Source organism: Pseudoalteromonas sp. B131b (assembly GCF_037162545.1).
Lineage (GTDB): Bacteria > Pseudomonadota > Gammaproteobacteria > Enterobacterales > Alteromonadaceae > Pseudoalteromonas > Pseudoalteromonas fuliginea.
The window spans coordinates 157108-177747 of sequence record NZ_JARLUZ010000001.1 but is presented as its reverse complement, the minus strand read 5'-3'; the positions used below and the strand labels follow the sequence as shown (position 1 = coordinate 177747).

The 20640-nt window shown below is 37.3% G+C and carries 14 protein-coding genes, 6 tRNA genes and 3 pseudogenes; 12 read left to right on the top strand and 11 right to left on the bottom strand.

Features of this window, described 5'->3' with window-relative positions:
* Window positions 1-37: 37 nt before the first annotated feature.
* Together P4S65_RS00845 and P4S65_RS00840 are read left to right on the top strand one after the other, a co-directional pair.
* A complete protein-coding gene (locus P4S65_RS00845) occupies window positions 38-1009 on the top strand; it encodes an aldo/keto reductase (RefSeq protein ID WP_096793704.1) in 972 nt (323 codons plus the stop codon).
* A gap of 13 nt (window positions 1010-1022) precedes the next feature.
* Window positions 1023-1199 (top strand): hypothetical protein, encoded by a 177-nt coding sequence (locus P4S65_RS00840; RefSeq protein WP_007378927.1) that lies wholly within the window; start codon window positions 1023-1025, stop codon window positions 1197-1199.
* A gap of 74 nt (window positions 1200-1273) precedes the next feature.
* On the opposite strand, the gene P4S65_RS00835 is transcribed toward P4S65_RS00840, so the two are convergent.
* The gene (locus P4S65_RS00835; protein WP_096793703.1) at window positions 1274-2587 is read right to left on the bottom strand and encodes a peptidoglycan DD-metalloendopeptidase family protein; all 1314 of its coding nucleotides are present in this window, start codon (window positions 2585-2587) and stop codon (window positions 1274-1276) included.
* Between the two features lie 323 nt (window positions 2588-2910).
* On the opposite strand from P4S65_RS00835, the pseudogene tyrS reads away from it, so the two are divergent.
* Window positions 2911-4109: pseudogene (gene tyrS / locus P4S65_RS00830) on the top strand (tyrosine--tRNA ligase).
* A 63-nt stretch (window positions 4110-4172) separates the two neighbouring features.
* On the opposite strand, the gene P4S65_RS00825 reads toward tyrS, so the two are convergent.
* From P4S65_RS00825 to folE2, 4 genes are all read right to left on the bottom strand, one after another.
* Entirely contained in the window at window positions 4173-5117 is a 945-nt protein-coding gene (locus P4S65_RS00825) for a cobalamin biosynthesis protein CobD/CbiB (RefSeq protein ID WP_096793701.1), read from the bottom strand.
* Window positions 5118-5825, bottom strand: a complete 708-nt coding sequence (gene mtnN, locus P4S65_RS00820; protein WP_008133796.1) for a 5'-methylthioadenosine/S-adenosylhomocysteine nucleosidase — start codon at window positions 5823-5825, stop codon at window positions 5118-5120.
* 125 nt (window positions 5826-5950) lie between these two features.
* Window positions 5951-6547, bottom strand: coding sequence for a DUF2726 domain-containing protein (locus tag P4S65_RS00815; RefSeq protein WP_007378398.1), 597 nt, complete (start codon window positions 6545-6547; stop codon window positions 5951-5953).
* Window positions 6548-6662: 115 nt separating this feature from the next.
* Window positions 6663-7583, bottom strand: coding sequence for a GTP cyclohydrolase FolE2 (folE2, locus tag P4S65_RS00810; protein WP_337119379.1), 921 nt, complete (start codon window positions 7581-7583; stop codon window positions 6663-6665).
* A 232-nt stretch (window positions 7584-7815) separates the two neighbouring features.
* Between folE2 and arcB the strand changes: the two are divergent.
* Window positions 7816-10133 (top strand): annotated as a pseudogene (arcB, locus tag P4S65_RS00805) (aerobic respiration two-component sensor histidine kinase ArcB).
* A gap of 13 nt (window positions 10134-10146) precedes the next feature.
* Here arcB and arcA read toward each other — a convergent pair.
* The 5 genes from arcA to trmB form a co-directional block, all read right to left on the bottom strand.
* Complete coding sequence (gene arcA / locus P4S65_RS00800) at window positions 10147-10863, bottom strand: two-component system response regulator ArcA (RefSeq protein ID WP_007378395.1); 717 nt, start codon at window positions 10861-10863, stop codon at window positions 10147-10149.
* A 516-nt stretch (window positions 10864-11379) separates the two neighbouring features.
* Window positions 11380-12603 (bottom strand): ATP-binding protein, encoded by a 1224-nt coding sequence (locus tag P4S65_RS00795; protein ID WP_442961655.1) that lies wholly within the window; start codon window positions 12601-12603, stop codon window positions 11380-11382.
* Window positions 12593-12940, bottom strand: a complete 348-nt coding sequence (locus tag P4S65_RS21840) for a hypothetical protein (RefSeq protein WP_442961654.1) — start codon at window positions 12938-12940, stop codon at window positions 12593-12595. Before P4S65_RS21840 ends, P4S65_RS00795 begins: the two co-directional genes overlap by 11 nt.
* A 149-nt stretch (window positions 12941-13089) precedes the next feature.
* Window positions 13090-14115, bottom strand: coding sequence for a methyltransferase (locus tag P4S65_RS00790; RefSeq protein ID WP_008133789.1), 1026 nt, complete (start codon window positions 14113-14115; stop codon window positions 13090-13092).
* A 64-nt stretch (window positions 14116-14179) separates the two neighbouring features.
* A complete protein-coding gene (trmB, locus tag P4S65_RS00785; RefSeq protein ID WP_008133787.1) occupies window positions 14180-14905 on the bottom strand; it encodes a tRNA (guanosine(46)-N7)-methyltransferase TrmB in 726 nt (241 codons plus the stop codon).
* 162 nt (window positions 14906-15067) lie between these two features.
* On the opposite strand from trmB, the pseudogene mutY reads away from it, so the two are divergent.
* Both mutY and P4S65_RS00775 read left to right on the top strand, forming a co-directional pair.
* Window positions 15068-16127, top strand: a pseudogene (gene mutY, locus P4S65_RS00780) (A/G-specific adenine glycosylase).
* Between the two features lie 33 nt (window positions 16128-16160).
* Window positions 16161-16433 (top strand): oxidative damage protection protein, encoded by a 273-nt coding sequence (locus P4S65_RS00775; RefSeq protein ID WP_007378389.1) that lies wholly within the window; start codon window positions 16161-16163, stop codon window positions 16431-16433.
* A gap of 59 nt (window positions 16434-16492) precedes the next feature.
* On the opposite strand, the gene P4S65_RS00770 is transcribed toward P4S65_RS00775, so the two are convergent.
* Complete coding sequence (locus P4S65_RS00770) at window positions 16493-19267, bottom strand: hybrid sensor histidine kinase/response regulator (protein WP_337119378.1); 2775 nt, start codon at window positions 19265-19267, stop codon at window positions 16493-16495.
* 335 nt (window positions 19268-19602) lie between these two features.
* Between P4S65_RS00770 and P4S65_RS00765 the strand changes: the two genes are divergently transcribed.
* The 6 genes from P4S65_RS00765 to P4S65_RS00740 all read left to right on the top strand — a co-directional run bounded on the left by P4S65_RS00765 (window position 19603) and on the right by P4S65_RS00740 (window position 20407).
* Window positions 19603-19678, top strand: a tRNA-Phe gene (locus P4S65_RS00765).
* A 71-nt stretch (window positions 19679-19749) separates the two neighbouring features.
* Window positions 19750-19825, top strand: a tRNA-Thr gene (locus tag P4S65_RS00760).
* A 52-nt stretch (window positions 19826-19877) separates the two neighbouring features.
* A tRNA-Phe gene (locus P4S65_RS00755) sits at window positions 19878-19953 on the top strand.
* Window positions 19954-20010: 57 nt separating this feature from the next.
* Window positions 20011-20086: transfer RNA gene (locus P4S65_RS00750), tRNA-Thr, on the top strand.
* Window positions 20087-20153: 67 nt separating this feature from the next.
* Window positions 20154-20229: transfer RNA gene (locus P4S65_RS00745), tRNA-Phe, on the top strand.
* A gap of 102 nt (window positions 20230-20331) precedes the next feature.
* Window positions 20332-20407 (top strand) — tRNA-Thr (locus tag P4S65_RS00740).
* The last annotated feature ends 233 nt before the right edge of the window (window positions 20408-20640 follow it).

The following is a 20640-nucleotide window of genomic DNA, read 5'->3' as shown; positions in this document are numbered from 1 at the left end:
AAAGTGGATGTTCTTCGCAATTTTAAGGATAGTCATAATGCTCCACACACCTTTAGCAAAATATTTACCTAATGTTAGTAAGCTTGTATTTGGATGTATGGGTCTGGGCGGCGGTTGGAATAAAGACGCAATCACTGACGCACATGTTAAGCAAGCTCATGAATGTATAGATAACGCCATTGAAAGTGGTATTAACTTTTTTGACCATGCTGATATTTATACCTTTGGTAAGGCCGAGCAAGTATTTGGTAAAGCGCTAAGTGAGCGAGCAGAGCTTAGAGAACATATATATATTCAATCTAAGTGTGGGATTCGATTTGAAGATGACTTAGGGCCGAAGCGTTATGATTTTTCAGCTAAATGGATTGAGCAATCAGTCGAAGCGTCCTTAAAGCGATTAAACACAGAGTACTTAGATGTACTTATGTTGCACCGCCCTGATCCACTCATGGAAGTTGATGAAATTGCACGTGTGTTTAGTTGTTTAAAAGAAAGTGGCAAAGTACGCAATTTTGCAGTATCTAATATGCAGCAGCACCAAATGAACTTTTTACAACATGCGCTTGACATGCCAATTGTTGCCAATCAAATAGAAGCGAGCCTGCAAAAACATCAGTTTGTTGATGAAGGCATATATGCCGGTAACAGTGACGGTAAAGATCTTAATTTTACACCAGGCAGTATTGAGTACTGTCGCCATTTTGAAATCCAAATTCAAAGCTGGGGTAGTTTATGCCAAGGTTTGTACACTGGTAGTGATTTATCAAATGCATCGCAGGCCGATATAAACACCAGTATTTTAGTTAATAAGCTGGCAGCATTTTATGGTACTTCTGCTGAGGCAATTGTACTTGCATGGTTGCTTCGCCATCCCGCATCGATCCAACCAATTATTGGGACGACTAACGCTAAGCGAATTAAAGCCTCTTGTGATGCTGTAAATGTAGAGCTAACTCGTGATCATTGGTATGCACTTTATGTGAGCGCTAAAGGGCATGAGCTACCATAAGTAGGGCACTGATATGAATATATTCGTTATTTTAATTGGTTTGTTTGTAGCACTTGCTGTGCTTATTCCGTTACTTGAAAAGTATCAAACTAAAATAGGGCTCAACGGCGCAACCAAATACAGTAAATATATTTGGCCATTAGTGATGGTGTCTTTAGTTATTCAGCTCATATATGTACTAATGTACTAATGGTTTATAGCGTATACAAAAAAGCCTTTGCAGGTTAAACCTGCAAAGGCTTTTTTAATGTTTATTAATAAACTTTATTTAAGTGCTAACTGTAGCTCGCGATTGCGCTCAAGCTGGGCAATAAAGTTATCAGCAATAGGTTTAAACTTGGCAAGTTCTGAGCGAGGTAATGGCTCTGACTTAGGTAGTTTTACAGTTTTAGGGTTACGGTGAACGCCATTTACTAAAAATTCATAGTGTAAATGTGCACCAGTAACACGACCTGTAGAACCTACAGTACCAATTTGTTGGCCCTGTTTAACTTTTTGGCCCGTTTTAACTAGCTTCTTATTTAGGTGTAAGTACTTAGTTACATATTGCGTACCATGGCTAATAAATACGTAGTTACCGTTGTACTTGCTGTAACCCGCTTTAATTACTTTACCGTTACCAGATGCAACAACTGGTGTACCGGTGCGTGCTGCAAAGTCGATACCACGGTGCGCTCTAACTTGCCCAGTAACAGGGTGTAAGCGGCGAGGATTAAAGCTCGAACTAATATACTTAAAGCTTACAGGTGCACGTAAAAATGCTTTTTTCATGCTACGCCCTTCAGGCGTATAAAAATTGCCGTCGGTATGGCGAATAGCTGCAAAGCGCTGACCTTGGTTTACAAATTCAGCTGCAATAATCTTACCGGTACCAATAAACTCGCCATCAACATAGTGAGACTCGTAAATTAAGCCAAATACATCACCTTTGCGAATGTCGTTTGCAAAATCAACATCCCAACCAAATATGTCAGCAAAGTTCATTATTTGGCGTTCGCTTAAACCTGCTGCAATTGCTGAAGTCCAAAAGTTGTTAGATATTTCGCCGCCAGCGGTTTTGGTTAGCGTTTCAATTTCTTTGCTATCAATAGCTGTATCGTAGTTACCTTCTTCATTTAAGGTAACAAATAAAGTATCTGTTTTTGAAATTACATAGCGCAGTTGAGCTAAGGAGCCATCTTCAGCTGTCGCAAAACTAAGTATTTCACCTGGGTGAATTTTAGTCAGTTTGCGAGTCTCTGCATTAGTGTTAATTAGTTTATGAAGCGTTTGAGCCGAAAAACCAGCACGCTTAAAGATAATTGCTAAATTGTCGCCATTTTTAACTTTATGATCGACAAAGTCGTATTCTGGTAACTTTTCTGCTGCTTGCTCTGAATTTAACTCAGTTAATTTTTCGTTGTTATCAACTTTAACTTGTAACTCATAGCGCTTACCAATCTCTAGTGCATTTACACTATTATCTTTAGATGCAGTTGCTTTTTCAGAAGGAAGAAAGAGCAAGCCGGCAATAGCAGAAACCAAACCTAGAATAAGCAATTTGTGTTTTTTGGGGAGGGTGTTAACCACGTGAACCATAACGTGCCTTTTTCTGCTGTCAAGATAATAAATACATAATATTGCAGGATATACCTAATAATGTGCGAATACTAGTGTTTTGTAGATTTAAACTAACGCTGAATTGCGCTAGAATCGAGGTTTGAAGACCTTTTTTAACTGCTTCGTTAACTCAGACTATACGTATTATGTTTAGTTGCATTAATCACTTAAAAAGTTATTTTAATTAGGTAAAATTTGTTATGTTAGTTACATATATAATCTTGGTTTAAACCTGTATTAAATCGAGATAACGCAACTAGCTAGTCGCCTCTTTCGTTGGCAGAATTTTGGAGTAATACACAGTGGATTTACAAACCGCTCTTGCAGAGATAAAACGCGGTGCAGAAGAAATATTAATTGAAGACGAATTAGTTGAAAAACTAAAGACGGGTAAAAAGCTAAAAATAAAAGCGGGTTTTGATCCAACAGCACCTGATTTGCATTTAGGGCACACTGTACTAATTAATAAAATGAAAACCTTTCAAGATCTTGGTCATGAGGTTATTTTCTTAATTGGTGATTTTACAGGCATGATTGGTGACCCAACAGGCAAAAATGTAACGCGTAAACCACTTACTCGTGAAGATGTACTGGCTAATGCTGAAACGTATAAAGAGCAAGTATTTAAAATACTTGATCCAGCAAAAACAACAGTTGCGTTTAACTCTACTTGGATGGAAAAGTTAGGCGCTGCAGGTATGATAAAACTTGCTGCTAATCAAACCGTTGCGCGTATGCTTGAGCGTGATGATTTTAAAAAACGTTACGGCAGCGGTCAGCCAATTGCGATTCATGAATTTTTATATCCACTTGTACAAGGTTGGGATTCGGTTGCACTAGAGTCTGACGTTGAACTGGGTGGTACTGATCAGCGCTTTAACTTGTTAATGGGCCGTGAGCTACAAAAAGTAGAGGGTCAAAAGCCGCAAACAGTATTAATGATGCCATTACTTGAAGGCACTGACGGCGTTCAAAAAATGTCTAAGTCGCTTGGTAACTACATTGGTATTACTGATGCGCCAAACGATATGTTTGGTAAAATAATGTCAATTAGTGATGTGCTAATGTGGCGTTATTACGATTTATTAAGCGGGCTTTCTATTGAGGAAATTGCAGCTCAAAAAGAACGTGTTGAGCAAGGTACTAACCCGCGCGATATTAAAATTGAGCTCGCAAAAGAGTTAATAGCGCGTTTTCATAGTGAAGAAGATGCACAAGCTGCTCATAATGATTTTATTCAACGCTTTCAGAAAAAGCGCTGCCAGATGAAATCCCTGAGCTGACAGTAACAATTGCCGAAGATGCTATTTTAATTGCTAACTTGCTTAAAGAAGCAAACTTAGTCGTAAGTACATCAGAAGCAATGCGTATGATTAAGCAAGGTGCAGTTAAACTTAACGGTGAAGATAAAATCACCGATACCAAACTTGAAATAGCAAAAGGCACAACGGCTATTTACCAAGTAGGTAAACGTAAGTTTGCAAACATCACTGTAGCTTAAACACAGTTTAAAAACGTAAAAACCAGCCTCGGCTGGTTTTTTTGTGCTCGTATTTTGAGCCCTTTAAATCACTTTTAATATTTCTATGCTGACTATCACTAACAACCAAAATACACGTGCCTGATTCAGTCTATTAATTATTACGGGTACATCATTGGGTGTGGGTAATCTATCAGTACCAATACGCATTTTATTAAAGCGAGTTCCAAAATAAACAGCTGGTCCGCCTAGTTGTACCCCAATAGATGCAGAACATGTACTGAGTAGCCAGCCCGTATTTGTTTGATAAAAGTGCCGGCCATAATGCTTTATATAATGCATGCTTTGTTTGCTTGCTCTACTCGCTGCAATAGTTAAAGCGAGTAAGCGCATAGGAATAAACTCAATGATAAACAAACTTACTTTAAGTGGCTTTAAAAACGGGCTGTTAGGAAAGATATCTCCACGCCATGCTTGCAGTATTAAGGTAAGTAGTCGATAAGCAAGGGCGGCAATGGGGCCAAAAGCTAAAAATATAAATATAACTACGAAATAGTATCGAGCAGTGCGCAGTATTAAACTCTCTATTAATGCTTTGATAATACCAGCAGATGAAAGTCTGCTTACTTCACGGGCAAGCAGTGGTTTTAGTAATTCGCGTGCTGTCGATTTTTGATTTTGTTTAGTTAGTTTTGCAATACGCAGCGCTTTTTTATCAATACTTTTACTTTCGAGGCATAAATATAAAATAAGGCCTGCGAGTAATTCAGGGTAAAAAGCGAATTCAAGCAATAGCACCACAATAATGAGAATGACACTTAAAATAAGCGTGCTTGCGAGTGTTGCAGCTAAATATTGGTAACTTTTAGGTTCTTTGCTTTTATATATACGCTTACCAATAGCACTAAAAACAGCATTTAACGCTGTATTGGGGTGATACCAACTAACAAGAGGAATAAAGCGCTCAGCAAAGAGCGCTATAATAAAGGCAATAAAGTCCAAATGGTTCTGAACAATATTGCTAAGCATTTACAGAGATACTGCCGTTAGCTTTTCTAAAAGTGCAACAACCATTTTAGATGAATTGATTGATGCTGTTTCTAGGTATTCTTCAAATGACTGCGGTGATTCTTTTCCTGCAATATCAGACATCGAACGAATAACCACAAATGGTGTATTAAGCGTAAAACATGTTTGTGCAATTGAAGCACCTTCCATTTCAACGGCAAGCATTGTAGGAAAATCGCTGCGTGCTTTATCAATGCGTACAGGGTCACACATAAATGTGTCGCCAGTACAAATCAAGCCCACTAATGTTTTAACATCACTAATTTTTGCGATTGTTTGCTCTGCTGCTTCAACCAATTTAGGGTGAGCTGCAAAGCCTGCTGGCATTTGTGGTACTTGGCCAATCTCATAACCAAAAGCAGTGACGTCTACATCATGGTGACGTACTTCTGACGAAATGACTACGTCGCCAACACTTAGCGATGGATCGAATCCACCGGCTGAGCCTGTGTTAATTACGCAGTCAGGTTTAAAGTTATCGATAAGTAAGGTGGTTGCAATAGTTGATGCCACTTTACCAATACCAGATTGAACAAGTGTTACTGTGTTACCAGCTAGTTCGCCAGTATAAAAAGTGAAACCTGCTTTAGTTAAAATTTGTGGATTTTGCATAGCTTCGCGTAAAATTTTAACTTCTGGCTCCATTGCGCCAATAATACCAACATTCATAATGTTTAATTCCTGAGTTTGAATGACTTGATTATACGTGAAGTTAGCCATAAAAAACAAAAAAGCGAGCAGTTTTCACGGCTCGCTTAAAATACTTTTAGAAACGTGTTTAGCTCAGAGTATTACTAAATTTCAGCTAAAGCTGTTGTTTGTGCCTTTGCTTGAGAAGGTGATAGTACTGCCGGTTTATGAACACGATTACGAATTGGGCGTTTTGCTTGAGAGGCGCCAGGTTTACCAATTTTATACATAATAGCATCGCGTACTTCAGAAGGGCGGTATCCCGACTTTACTTTCATTCGAATATGAGGAATACCTGCTGCTTCAAGTGCACCATTAACAAACCAATCACGCTGTGCTTTGTGGCCATCTTTATTTGCGTTATTAACTAAATCAACTGCGGCTACAATAGTCATTTTATCTTTATCGATTAATACAAAATCAAGTTGTTTATTTTTTGCTTTAGCAATTGCTGCACGTTTAGATTTAGGTGATAAGCCTTCTTTACAATCAATTACATCGACTAATTTTACGCGGCTTACAATTTTGTATTGATCGCCAACAGCACGTTCTAATAAACTTAAAAAGGCACTCTCTACTTGTGTAAATACGCTCTGCTTGCGAGTAAATGGATACGGATTCCCACCATCGTCACTAAATTTTGATACAACAACAGACGCACCCACAACTAATACTAAAATAGATAATAAAGCGAATTCCATACGGTAACCTCATAACAACAAATTGACACTGCATAACTAAAGCAATTAGTGTGCCTAAATAATGTGTATTAAGGTTTTATTGTTATCGCGTTTTTATGCTTTATTCAGTTTATGGTTAAGCTTGATAACCGTTAGTGAGCCCTTTAACTGCAATAGCAACTGCATCATGGGCATGGAGTGATTCATAATGGTTTATTTGTAGCCAATAATCTGCGTAATTATTATGTTCAAGTAATGCTTTTATTTTACGTGCAGCATCTTCGCAAAACATTAAGTTTTGACCATTCAAACGAGCAAACTCCTGTTCATCTTCGCGCTTAACTGCGGCTTGAACAGGTGTTTTTAGTTCCTCCTCAAGCATGTTTATTAAATTTACGACGTCAAATTCATCAGTTTTGCTATTAAGTTTTACTTTTACATTAGCAATAGAGCGTTGTGAGTGAGGGGTGGCAACAATACCTTGCGTTGTACCAAGCCACTCATGTACGTCTTTCTGGCTTAGTGTTTCTTGATTAAACTTCTCACTAAATGCATTTTGTATCAGCTGACGAGCAAGCGCCGCTGAACAGGGACAGGTTGAAGAATAAGTAACGTCGACTGTTAGCTCATAATGAATATTGTTATTTTCAAGTGTACTAGTGAGCGTAATTGGATAGCTTTTCCAACCTGTTTTACCACTTAGTAGTGATTTACGGCGTAATGGTAGTTCAAATTTAAATTCAATTTGTGCTTTATCGCTCAGGCCTTCGTGACTAGCAATAAATGTATCGAGTGCTTGCGCTATAGTTTGAGGGTTAACTTGCTGCTCAGTAGACAACATATCAAGGGCTAAAAATAGGCGCGACATATGAATGCCTTTAGCCTCTTCTTTGTGAAGGTTAACAAATGCACGGGCTTTAGCATTAACAGTAACAGGCGCTAAATCACGGGATTCGAAAATGAATGGCAGCTCAATTTCACCCATACCAACCCAGTCTAATTTACCTGTTTGTAAAGCGGGGGCGGTGTCAGCTATATCGGGCATATTAGTTTGCATGGTATGTTACTCGTTAATTGCAATGATAAGGCGTCGTATTTTACACGAAATAATCATCTCCTGAAATGAGGACTTTAATAGTGTTTACTTTCGAGCATGAATTTTTTCTGTTTTTGTCGCACAACATGAAAATAGCTAATAGAAAAATGCTAAAATCGGCAAAAATAGTATGTTTAGCAATTTTTACTGCCTTACTTATGTTTAAGCACACCGCTAAGAGATAAAATTACGTATGACCGATTATTCTTTGAGCCCTTGGGTTCGGGTACTTTCCAGCTTAATAACACGATTTGGTGAGTTTAAAACTGCCGCTATTTGTTATTCTTTATTATTAGCCGCATCTCTTATTCTATCGAGCATGTTTTATTATGTCGCAATAGGTGAATTTCACTTTGTTGATATTTTAGCCGTGGTTTTTTTGCTGCTGTTGTGTCTCCGCTAATTATTAGTGTGCTACTCAATTCAATCCGTCAGTTAGACGCCTCATATGCATATTTAGATAGCGCAACCAAACAAGAAAAATTACTAAATCAGACGCTTAAAGATAATATCAGCCGATTAAATATTGAAATTGATGAACGTAAAATGGCATTTCATGCTAAGCATCGCGCTATTGAAGAGTTACGCCGAGAAATAGCAGAACGTAAAAAAACACAGCAAGAGTTAGCACAACAAAGTATGTTGCAACGCTCTATTGTTGACTCATCACCTGATTTATTTTATTACCGCGATAACAATGGTGTGTTTGCTGGATGTAATAAAGTATTTGAAGAAGTAATGGGAAAGTCCAGCAGTGAGCTTATTGGTAAAACAGTTGAGCAAATATTTCCAAGTGATTTTCTATCTGAAGTTTTAAGAACCGATAAAGAAGTAGAGCAAAATCATCAACCCCTAACTATCGATGTTGGTTACGAAGTAAACGGTGAAACTCGTTGGTTTGAACTACGTAAACTTCCTTTTATTAATGATGAGGGCGATTACATAGGTTTACTTGGCTTTGGCCGTGACATCACCAGCCGAAAAGAAGCCGCGCAAGCACTTGAAACAGCATATAAAGATAAAGGGAAGTTTATTGCAACATTGAGTCATGAGTTACGTACTCCGCTAAATGGTATTGTTGGGTTAACTCGGATGTTACTTGATACGGATCTTAATAAACAGCAACGCAGTTGGTGTAATACAGTCTTCTCGAGTGCTGAAACATTAGGTAATATTTTTAACGATATTATAGATTTAGATAAAATAGATAGAGAACAACTCGATATAGCCACTAATTCAATTAATGTTTCTGACTTTATTAATGACGTTGTGAATTTTGCTGGGCTTATTGCTGAACAAAAAGAACTAAAGTTTAATATTGAGCGTCATGGTGTGCTTGACGTATATGCAGAGTTAGATCCGACCCGATTGCGCCAGGTTGTATGGAACTTAATTAATAACGCTGTTAAGTTTACTCAGCAAGGTGAAGTTAAGCTGGTTTGCCGTAGAGAAAATCGCTCTGAAGGCGCTTGGTTAGTCATGAAAATTTCAGATACAGGCCAAGGCATACCGCAAGAGCAACTCCCACGAATATTTGATATGTATTATAAAGCACCAGATATAAAAGGGACTAATGCAATTGGTTCAGGAATAGGACTTGCTGTTACGAAGGCCTTAGTGAGTGCTATGAATGGTATTATTACTGTCGATAGTACCGAAGGGAAGGGCAGTTGTTTTACGGTTCAAATACCGTTAAGCCTCTGTATTGCTCCAACGGAACAAGGTTATGTTGGTCGAAGCCTGCATATTTTACTGGTAGAAGATGTGCCGCTCAATGCAGAGATTGCGACTAACTTATTAGAGCAGCGAGGACACGAAGTATTATGGGCCGAAACAGGTGAAGATGCTCTATCTTTTGTTGAAACTGAAGACGATTTAGATTTAATTTTACTTGATATGCAATTACCAGATATAAATGGTGACGAAGTAGCTAGGCAGATACGAGCAGATAGTTATTTTGATAAATTACCGATTGTTGCACTTACTGCTAACGTTCGAAGCGCAGAAGAAGAGCTTGCGGGAATATCAATACAAGGAGCACTTGCTAAACCTATTAATACAGTGAAACTTGATAAAATGCTTGCTGACCTATTTGATATTAAAAAAATAGAGAATAAAGCGCCTCAGTTAAAAGTAAGTGCAGAAGCACTTAAAGGCATTGATGCTCATTTACTTGATGTTGAGACAATAGAAGATTTTGTTAACTCAATGGGAGTGGTTGTATTTAAACGCAGTAGTCAGTTGTTTGAAAAGTTAAACCCACAATACCAACAAGAGTTACTTGCTTCATTAAATAGCGGTGATAGAGAAGAGTACAAATCGGTAGCGCACAAGCTTAAAGGAGCCGCTGGATCTGTTGGTTTAAATGATGTGCAACTTCATGCAAAAGTAATGGAATATGGCGCTATTGATGAAACTGATGAAGTTTTAAACGAATGGTTAGATGTTCTAGCAGATAAAATAAATGAAGGACAACAAGCCCTTCATTTATTTTTACAGCAATTAGAGTAAATGTTCGTTCTAATTAGCTATCAATTTTACCAATAAAGCGATAACCCTCACCATGGATAGTGCTGATTAACTCTGATGTTGAGTTGTCGCTTTCAAAGTGTTTACGAATACGACGAATTGTAACATCAACAGTACGGTCGTTTGCACGAAGCTCACGGCCCGTCATGTGTTTAATTAATTGCTCACGGCTAAAAATGCGGCCAGGAGAATCAAGCATTAAACGCAGTGCTCTGTACTCACCTTTAGGTAAACGCTTAGCATCACCATTGGGAGATGTTAGGCAACGGCTGTTTTCATCAAGTTCCCAACCATTAAATGTAATAACACCATTTGTTTCTAGTGCTGATTCTTCACCACCTAGCGCTGTACGTGTAATTAGGTTACGCGCTCTAATTGTCAGTTCGCGTGGGTTAAACGGTTTAGTGATATAATCATCAGCACCAATTTCAAGCCCCAAGATACGATCAACATCGTTATCTCGACCCGTTAAGAAGATAAGGCCCACTTTGCGCTTTTGGCGTAATTCACGAGCTAATATAAGACCGTTTTTACCTGGAAGATTGATATCCATAACTACAAGATTAACGTCATCGTTATTTGTAAGCTTGTCATGCATGTCATCGCCATCAATGGCTTCAATAACTTTGTAACCTTCAGCTTCAAATAAACTAACGAGGTTTAGTCGAGTTACGTCTTCATCCTCTACGATTAGAATGACTGGCGTTTGCATTATTAATTAACCTTTTGGATTATTTACAAAAAAATCGGTATTACACATAAAACCGATTACTAGAGATTATAGGATTATATCCAATTGTTAACAAGAAAAAACAATGTGGATAAATTTTAAACAGTAGCGTATTCAAAGTTTACTAAAAAGGGCCGTGCAAAAACTACTGTTAAATAGATATATCTACGGATGTACTCATTTGAATAGTAAAGTCGAAGCCATTTTCTTTTAATAATCGATACATCCATCAATTATGTAAAAGTGCTTAAAATAATCAAACCAATTCAAAGCGAAATTATATCATCATCTAACCTTTCATCAATGTATGTGATATCACAAAGATGATAAAGTTCACAAATGACTTCGTATTAATTATTTAATATTACGTATTTTACCATATGCACTCTTTATGTGGTCATTAAGTAGTAATTCAAGGACTAAATTTTAAATTAATGTACTTTTTAGTTATATTCCATTAAGGAATTGTAATTATAAAGCGTGCACCCTGTTGTTCTTCTAGATCAAAGAGTATTCGCCCCCAAGTGATTGCGTAACTAAATTATAAACTAGATGCATTCCAAGACCGCTTGCACCTTGCCCTCTTTTAGATGTAACAAAGGGGTCAAAAATTCTATGCTTAATACTGTTATCTACACCTTGGCCATTGTCACTATAAACGATAGTGAGTTGTTTCCCGATTAGCTCAATATCAAAGCGTATTTCGTTGTTTTCAGCATCTAAAAAACCATGAATTACAGAATTAAGTAATAGTTGTTGAAATATTTGCTGTAACGGTTCTGATTTACTCTGTATGGCTAAATCAGTAGGACAATTAATAGTAACGACAGGGTTTTTATCGGTAAGCTCTGATTGCATTGATGTTAGAACATCGCTGATAAGCTTATGGATGTTTAAATTGGTATTGTCACCATCATCTTGGATAACCGCAACTTTTTTAAAGTTAGAAATTAAATCAGCAGCGCGATTTAAGTTACGATAAATTAAATCAAGATTTTCTATACCTTCATCTATAAAGTTTTTTAATTGGTTAGACGTAAGTTTTTTATCATCAAAGCTTAGTTTTATATCAGCGAGTTTATCACGCAACAACGTAGAGCCGGTGATCCCAAGTCCAATCGGTGTATTAACCTCATGAGCAACGCCTGCAACCATTTGCCCAAGTGAGGCCATTTTTTCATTTTCTACAATTTGTGTTTGATACTGGTGCATACGCTCAAGTGTCGTTAAAAGATCTTGATTTGCTTCTCTAAGTGCAATAGTACGTCGATTTACTTTTTCTTCTAGATTCAGGTTTAATTGTTTTATTTCTTCTTTATCTTTTTCGTGTCGGGTAAGTTGCTTTTGAGTTCGGGCAAGCATGATATTTAAACTGTTAGAAAGCGCGGTAATTTCTTTTACATTGGTTGATGGCGCTCGTGCGTCGTAATTATGGTTCTTTGATACGTCTTGCAATAGTCTGTTTAAATGCTCAATTGGCTTTGCAATCCGTTTTTGTACTTTTATAGCAATAAAGTACACCACAATAAGTATTAGTAGCGTTAAAAATATATCGATTAGTATTTTTTGTTTTATATATACATCAAGGCTCTCAAGGCTTCCACGCATGTAAACGTAGCCAACTAATTTTTCATCATTTAAAATTGGGCGTATAAGTTCAATATATTCATTGTTGATACGTGGTGTTTCTAATTCGTCAATGCTATCTATTCTAAGTGGCACCGGAGGTGTTTTTTTGCATTAAAACTGATAAAAAAACTGGTTTTTGTGAGGTTTTTTCTATTGAATAAATATGGATGTTTTTAACAAGTGGGATTTTATCAAACGATTTAAGCCGTCTTTCTTCATTTTTTCTATTGTTTGTTATTACAGAGTTTCCTGCATCAAAAGCAACAATTTCAGAAAGAATAACCAGTTTGCTAATAATTAACTGCTTTTGTTCTTTAACACTTAAATAAGTTGAAATAGAAATAGATAACGACAAGCAAATAGCTGTTATAAGCATAATTAAGTTTATTAGCGCTTTGCGAATACTACTTTGATGTACTTTTTTAGGCATTGTTTGATCGTCGCCTGAGTTAATTTAATTAGTTAAGGTTATAGTTTAGCAAAGACGCAGAAAAATGAAGGAAAAAACGAGGCTAATTCTTATATTTATTCGAAAGTTAGCGCGAGCACTTAACGTGCTCAATCAGTTAAATATTTAAATTAGCTACTATAAACAGCAAATTTATTATTTTTAAATACCGTTTGATAGTCTGCAAATTGAGACTCTAGAATAGGCGGGTACTTTAAAAAGCTGTTAGCAACAATATTCAGCTTGCCCACTTTCGTCAAATGTAATTTTGCGTTTGCAAGAAAAGTTTCAGCAACAGTGTAATCAGTTGCAATACCAGTATGAAATGGTGGGTTACTTACAATTAAATCAAATTTTCCGCTAATATTTTTCAGACCATCGCTTAATATAGCAATGCCTTTTATACCATTTAGCTTTAAAGTTTGTTCTGTTGCATATGTTGCTAAGGCGCTAACATCGCTACAGACAAACTCAAGGGCTGAGTTTTGCAGTCCTAAATAGGTTGCTATTAAACCTGCGCCGCAGCCAAAGTCGAGCACTTTACCTTGTTTTATCGTTGGTGCGTTTTCAAGTAGTATTTTTGTTCCTGCATCCAAACTGCCGTGGTTAAATACCCCAGGAACACTAATAGCTGTAAACTCAGTGTCGGCAACATTAACAACAAACTTTTTGTGATAGGTCGTAATATCAAAGTGTGGGTGTTTGGTTATTTCAGCAAATGAGTAAAGAACGCAGTGCTTAGCTGAATCAATCTTGTTACTAAACTCAGCTTTACCAGCTAATTGTTTTTCAATTGATTTAACACCACTTTTGTTTTCACCTACCACCAATAGCTCGGCATCATCAGTAATAGCAGAGCGGATATTATCAAGTGCCATAAGTAATTCTGGTTTTGATTTAGGGTAGTAAAGAATAACTAAATCGTAGTCGTTACCAGGTATTGTGTGACTTACATGAATATCAACATCTTTGGTGTTTTTAGCAAACTCGCCGTTAGCATGGTTGTAGCTAAACGCAGTTACTTTGCTTTGCGGGTTAAGTTCTTTAAGCTCTGTTAAAAAGCCATCTTGAACAAAGTTGACCACCAAGATAGATTTACCCGTTAGTGCCTCGCTATTTCGAAGTAACAGTAAACTTGGGTTGGTTAATACGCTCATAAATGGCTTTGCCTTACAGTATGTTTAGTTTTATTAAAAGTGAGATTAAGTAATTAAAATTTAATTACTCAGTACGCTCAAACATTAAATCCCATACGCCATGGCCTAAACGATGGCCGCGTTGCTCAAACTTAGTAAGCGGGCGCAAATCTGGACGTGGAACATAATCGTTTGTTTCTGATTGGTTTTTGAAACCAGGTGCTACTTTCATAACTTCAAGCATATGCTCTGCGTAGTTTTCCCAATCTGTAGCCATGTGAAAAACACCGCCCATTTTTAATTGAGTTCTTAATTTTTCAACAAACTCAGCTTGTACAATACGACGTTTATGATGACGTTTTTTATGCCAAGGATCAGGGAAAAATAATTGCAGTGTGGTTAAGCTTTCATTAGGTATACAATCTGCAAGTACTTCAACTGCATCGTGTTCAAAAATACGTAAGTTGGTAATGCCTGCTTCATCGGCATCCATTAAACAAGCACCAACGCCTGGGCGGTGTACTTCAATACCGATAAAGTTTAGATGCGGGGCATTTGTTGCCATTTCGACAAGCGATTTACCCATACCAAAACCAATTTCTACTACTACATCGTTGTTGTTGCCAAAAACTTCGCTTAAATCAAGCATACCGTTTTTATGCTCTAGGCCCATTGTTGGCCAGCATTTTTCGATTGCAGCGGCTTGGCCTTTGGTTAATCGACCTTCGCGTTTTACAAAACTGCGAATGGTGCGGATGTATTTACCTTCTTGCTTAGCTTGCTCAAGGTTAGTGTTGCTTGATTCACTCATATTATTGGCCTGACAAAAAACAATGTGTTTAAAAATGGTTGCATATTATCCCTGACCGAGCCCGCAATCACAAGTATTAGCTGGTTTTACACCCCGTATAGCTTGATCTTTTTGTTAACTGCAATAGACTGAGCCGCCATTGGGCATCAGTAAAAGTTAAAAATGTTGGATTTAAATAAAGAACAGTCACACTTATTTTCTAATCAAGTTATTGATTGGTATCACCTTCATGGGCGTAAAACACTCCCGTGGCAGCTAGGTAAAACACCTTATAAAGTGTGGGTGTCTGAAGTGATGCTGCAGCAAACCCAAGTTATAACTGTTATTCCGTATTTTGAGAAATTTATGGAGAGCTTTCCAGATATCATAGCTTTAGCCGATGCTGATGAAGATCAAGTATTACACCACTGGACTGGTTTGGGTTATTACGCACGTGCGCGTAACTTACATAAAACAGCCAAAATAGTGCGTGACAAATACCAAGGTGAGTTTCCGAAAACACTCGATGAAGTAATGGATTTACCTGGAATAGGGCGCTCTACTGCCGGGGCTGTTTTATCATTGTCGCTTGGGCAGCATCACCCTATTTTAGATGGGAACGTTAAGCGAGTTTTAGCGCGCTATTTTATGATTGAGGGCTGGTACGGCGTTAAAAAAGTCGAAAACCAGCTTTGGCATTTATCAGAGCAGTTAACGCCTAAAGATAATGTTACCGAGTTTAATCAAGCTATGATGGATTTAGGGTCGAGTGTTTGCTCACGCAGTCGGTTTGATTGCGAGGCTTGCCCATTAAACTCAGGCTGTGGTGCTTTTAATGCAGGCAAGGTAAAAGAGTTCCCACATTCAAAACCTAAAAAAACAACGCCTAAAAAAAGCTGTCATCAGTTAATAATTAAGTGTAATGACAAAGTTTTAATGGAAAAACGACCTAATTCGGGAATTTGGGGGGTTATTTGGCTTTTTTGAATTTGCTGAGTACGCAGATCTAGAAGTATTTATGGCGCAGCAAGGGTTTAAGGCTCAGCTAAAACAGCTTGATCCATTTGCACATATATTTTCGCATTTTGAACTAACGATAAATCCACACGTACTGAATATAGAGTGTATTCCTGATGTTGTTAATGACAGACAGTTAATATGGTATCCATTAGATCAGTCGATAGAAGTTGGTTTGGCCGCACCGACTAAAAAGTTGGTTAAACAAATTGCACCAATAGGTTAAACTGTTTGCATTTATCGCTAAAGAGAATTAATTATGGCACGTACAGTATTTTGTCAAAAGTTACAAAAAGAAGCAGAAGGTCTTGGGTTTCAATTATACCCAGGTGAAATTGGCGAAAAGATTTTTAATAATATTTCCAAAGAAGCATTTGCTCAGTGGCAACATAAGCAAACAATGCTGATTAACGAAAAGCATTTAAATATGATGGATCCAGAACATCGTATATTTTTAGAAGAGCAGATGGTTGGCTTTTTGTTTGAAAATAAAGATGTAGAAATTGAAGGTTATAGACCTCCAGAAAAGTAATTTTACTTTAAATTAAAAAGGGCTGTCTAACAGCCCTTTTTAATTTTGTTAAACGATAGCTAAATTAGCTCATCGTCTTGTGCGGCAATTTTCACTTGTTCTTTTAAAAATTGAGCCGCTTTTGAATATTCAATCTCTAACTTATCTCTTAAATCAATTAGCTCATCACTTGTTAGTTCATCAGCCTTACATTTATCTTCAAATGACGTTGCTAAATCGGCCACCATTTGCGCACCGATTGTCTTTGATATTGACTTTAACTGGTGACAGCCTTCAATTATTTCATTTAAGTCACTTACCATAACACCCGAATTAATAGATTTAATTAAACTTTGGCTTTGTTCTAAATACATTTTGAAAAAACGCATTTGTTTAGCTTTATCACCGTTTACATATTTAGCAACGGCATCCATATCAACAGGTAAAGCGGTATTTTGATGAATAACAACATTTTTACCGTTGTTTTGTTTATCGCTCCAGCGTTTTAAAGTACTTTCTAATGCATTCAATTCAATGGGTTTAGTGATGAAATCATTAATACCTACTGCTAAACAGCGCTCTTTCTCACCTTTTAAAGCATTGGCCGTGACGGCTACAATATAAGGCTGGGCATCGATTGCTTCTAGTAACTCAGCTTCACCTCGGATTTTTTCAACCATGTCGTAGCCAGACATTTTAGGCATATGCAAATCAGTTAAAATAAGTGAGTAATTGCCTTTACGCCACATATTAAGGCCTTCTACGCCATCATTGGCAACTTCTACTCCGTAACCCAATATGTGTAACTGGTCAGTTAATACCTGTTGATTTAAGAGGTTATCTTCAACAAGTAGTATTAGTTTGTTAGCTTGGCGGGCTTGCTCAACATTTAAATAGTTGTTAAGCGTTTTAGTTTTCTTAATCTGTTTTGGTTGGTGCAGGCCAGCGGCAACAAGTATTGAAAGCATGAAGTTAGATTTACATAATGGAGCTGCATTAATATAAAAAATATTTTTATGATTTATGGCTGCTTCATCTAGTTTGCTCAGCACTACCACTTGTTGGTTATTATCTTCCAAAGAATAAAGCAAACGTCTTAAAAGTGCGTTAATTTTATCCATATTGTCGATACCGTCGACGACCCAAATTATATCCGGATCATATTGATGCTCTTCAATTTCCTGCTCATTATACACATTCGTTATTTTAGCACCCATAAATGATAAATAACGATACATTACTTTTTGACGCTCAAGGTGATTACTCACAACAACAATATGTTTAGCGTTTAATGCTCCTTTGTGATCATATTTTATTTTCCCCGAAGTGCTAAATGGGAGCTCAACAGTGAATTCACTACCAATGCCAATATGGCTGTTTACGTGTATGGTTCCAAGCATTAGCTCTGTTAAGCTTTTACAAATAGATAAGCCTAAACCGGTACCGCCATATTCTCTTGTGATTGAGTTTTCTGCTTGAATAAATGGATTGAATATTTCTCGCAATTGAGCTTGTGTCATCCCTTTACCGTTATCGGTTACACAAAAACGTAAAGTGAAGTGATCGGCTGTATTATGTGCAACTTCAACTGAAATTTTCACATGGCCCTGCGTTTTTTCATCCGTGCTAGTAAATTTAATTGCATTACTACATAAGTTATAGAGTACTTGGCGTACTCTAATAGTATCACCTATAAGGTTAATCGGAATGTCTGGGGCAATAGATAGCTCTAAATCAAGCTCACGTTTTTTTGCCACTGAGGAAAGCACTCGAGCAACTTCTTCAATAGTATCAGTTACTGAAAATGGGATTGGGTCTATATTGAGTTTACCAGCTTCAATTTTTGAGAAATCTAAAATGTCGTCCAATATACTTAATAGAGAAAATGCAGACTCACGAATAATGGTACTCAGACGATGCTGAGCGCCATCAAGCTCTGTTTGACGAAGTAAATCAATAGTACCTATAACACCATTCATCGGTGTTCTGATTTCGTGACTCATAGTCGCTAAAAAAGTTGTTTTAGTTTCACTTGCTCGTTCGGCCTTTAACGTTGCTTGTTCAAGGGCCAGTGTGCGGTTGTGCACTTCTGTTTCTAAGCTGTTTTGAAGCTTTTGTAGCTCTTTTTGGGCTGTGTCGTTATTTGTCATTGCCGTTTGTACTTTTTGCAGCAACAGATTAATATTTTGCGCAACAACATTTAAACCTATTTCAAGTTGTTCACTTACATTACTATCGTAGTTACCGTTCTCAGCGATGGCTTGAAGCTCTTCGGTTAGCAAACCAGTGCTTGCACGTAAGCGATTGTTTATATACATATTAAACATTAATGCAAATATAAACAGTGCTATAACACTGGCAATAGCGATTAGATAGGTAACAACTTGGGAGTTCTGCATGGTAAGTAAAAGGTTGGATTGCTTTTGCTTAATTATAAGCTCTCCAATAGGTTGGTCGTTTAACATTAGTAAGTGATGTAAAACACCATCGTCAATTAGGTGTTCATTTAGTTTAATAGAAGCGATTGCTGGTTTGGTACTGCTATATACTAATTCTGTTTGTGAAGTGGAGTTAAAGCGATACAAAGTGTAATGAAAGTCATTATTTAATAATGAGGTTAAATCGAGTAACTGTCTTACTTTACCTTGGCCATACATAGTTAAAGCATCGACCATAGGTAAATCAAGCCTAGCTGCGAGATCTGCAATATTTATAGACGGCTCTATTTTTTCAGAACGAGTTTGATTTTGTGAGTAAAGCGAATAGGCAACAATAGCAAGCGATGTCACTACTATATTAATGATTAAAAAAAGAGGTAGTAAGCCCTTTACCGGCGAAGAATATTTACTCTGCATTGATTGTTCCCGTTGGTATATTTTACTACGATAAGTCCTTATCGTATTTATCTGAGTAATCGTAACACCTAAAAAAATAATTCACTACGTTTTTAGTCTGGTTTCAGTGTATTTATATGCTACATCAACTTTTGTTGTAGGAAAAATAAACATTGTTAATAAAAAACGTACAGGGTTGGCTGAAAACCGTGCAAACGGTTATAAAGGATAAAAAAAGTTGACTTGTAAGGGCAAAACTCGTTTAATACGCCGCACGCCCAGATAGCTCAGTCGGTAGAGATGAGTGGGAATTGAATTAAAAATCATTTAAAATTTTTAATTAGCACTGTTTAAGTGCCTCGATAGCTCAGTTGGTAGAGCAGAGGATTGAAAATCCTCGTGTCCCTGGTTCGATTCCGGGTCGAGGCACCATTTATTAAAGTAGTGGTGTTTAATCAACAGTTTAAACATTATTACGCGTGCCTTAGCACACAGCTTTGTGTGCCGACTTAGCTCAGCTGGTAGAGCAACTGACTTGTAATCAGTAGGTCAACCGTTCGACTCGGTTAGTCGGCACCATTTATTAAGTTAAAGGTTAATTTTATTAATCGGTAACTAGCACAGTTTATGTGCCTCGATAGCTCAGTCGGTAGAGCAGAGGATTGAAAATCCTCGTGTCCGTGGTTCGATTCCGCGTCGAGGCACCATTTACTTTAAGTTCTCAATCTTTAAAATTGAACGTGCCTTAGCACACAGTTTTGTGTGCCGACTTAGCTCAGCTGGTAGAGCAACTGACTTGTAATCAGTAGGTCAACCGTTCGACTCGGTTAGTCGGCACCATTTATTTACTAAACTAGTTTAGTAAAAAGTTAACTTAGAAAATTTAGTTAACTAGCACAGTTTATGTGCCTCGATAGCTCAGTCGGTAGAGCAGAGGATTGAAAATCCTCGTGTCCGTGGTTCGATTCCGCGTCGAGGCACCATTTATTGAAAAGCCTTGCTCATGCAAGGTTTTTTTATTTTAAGTGCTTTATAAAAGTTCTCAATCTTTAAAATTGAACGTGCCTTAGCACACAGTTTTGTGTGCCGACTTAGCTCAGCTGGTAGAGCAACTGACTTGTAATCAGTAGGTCAACCGTTCGACTCGGTTAGTCGGCACCATTTATTTAGGTAACTTAAAGCAACTGACTTGTAATCAGTGGTCTGTATAAGTTACCCGCTCGACTCGGTTAGTCGGCACATTTACTTAAAGCCTCGCTTATAGCGGGGCTTTTTTGTTTTTGTATATTTAATCTCTTAGACACATTACAAAAAATTAATTTTTTATTGTTAAAAATTGCTGAACATTTGCTCATTTTTACCGTATAACTGGCTATTATGTTAGTTCATCGCTA

What these genes read in the sequence shown, in the direction of transcription:
- P4S65_RS00845 (WP_096793704.1), top strand. Translation starts at nt 38, where the DNA reads ATGCTCCACACACCTTTAGCAAAATATTTACCTAATGTTAGTAAGCTT.
- P4S65_RS00840 (WP_007378927.1), top strand. Translation starts at nt 1,023, where the DNA reads ATGAATATATTCGTTATTTTAATTGGTTTGTTTGTAGCACTTGCTGTG.
- P4S65_RS00835 (WP_096793703.1), bottom strand. Translation starts at nt 2,587, where the DNA reads ATGGTTCACGTGGTTAACACCCTCCCCAAAAAACACAAATTGCTTATT.
- P4S65_RS00825 (WP_096793701.1), bottom strand. Translation starts at nt 5,117, where the DNA reads ATGCTTAGCAATATTGTTCAGAACCATTTGGACTTTATTGCCTTTATT.
- mtnN (WP_008133796.1), bottom strand. Translation starts at nt 5,825, where the DNA reads ATGAATGTTGGTATTATTGGCGCAATGGAGCCAGAAGTTAAAATTTTA.
- P4S65_RS00815 (WP_007378398.1), bottom strand. Translation starts at nt 6,547, where the DNA reads ATGGAATTCGCTTTATTATCTATTTTAGTATTAGTTGTGGGTGCGTCT.
- folE2 (WP_337119379.1), bottom strand. Translation starts at nt 7,583, where the DNA reads ATGCAAACTAATATGCCCGATATAGCTGACACCGCCCCCGCTTTACAA.
- arcA (WP_007378395.1), bottom strand. Translation starts at nt 10,863, where the DNA reads ATGCAAACGCCAGTCATTCTAATCGTAGAGGATGAAGACGTAACTCGA.
- P4S65_RS21840 (WP_442961654.1), bottom strand. Translation starts at nt 12,940, where the DNA reads ATGCCTAAAAAAGTACATCAAAGTAGTATTCGCAAAGCGCTAATAAAC.
- P4S65_RS00790 (WP_008133789.1), bottom strand. Translation starts at nt 14,115, where the DNA reads ATGAGCGTATTAACCAACCCAAGTTTACTGTTACTTCGAAATAGCGAG.
- trmB (WP_008133787.1), bottom strand. Translation starts at nt 14,905, where the DNA reads ATGAGTGAATCAAGCAACACTAACCTTGAGCAAGCTAAGCAAGAAGGT.
- P4S65_RS00775 (WP_007378389.1), top strand. Translation starts at nt 16,161, where the DNA reads ATGGCACGTACAGTATTTTGTCAAAAGTTACAAAAAGAAGCAGAAGGT.
- P4S65_RS00770 (WP_337119378.1), bottom strand. Translation starts at nt 19,267, where the DNA reads ATGCAGAGTAAATATTCTTCGCCGGTAAAGGGCTTACTACCTCTTTTT.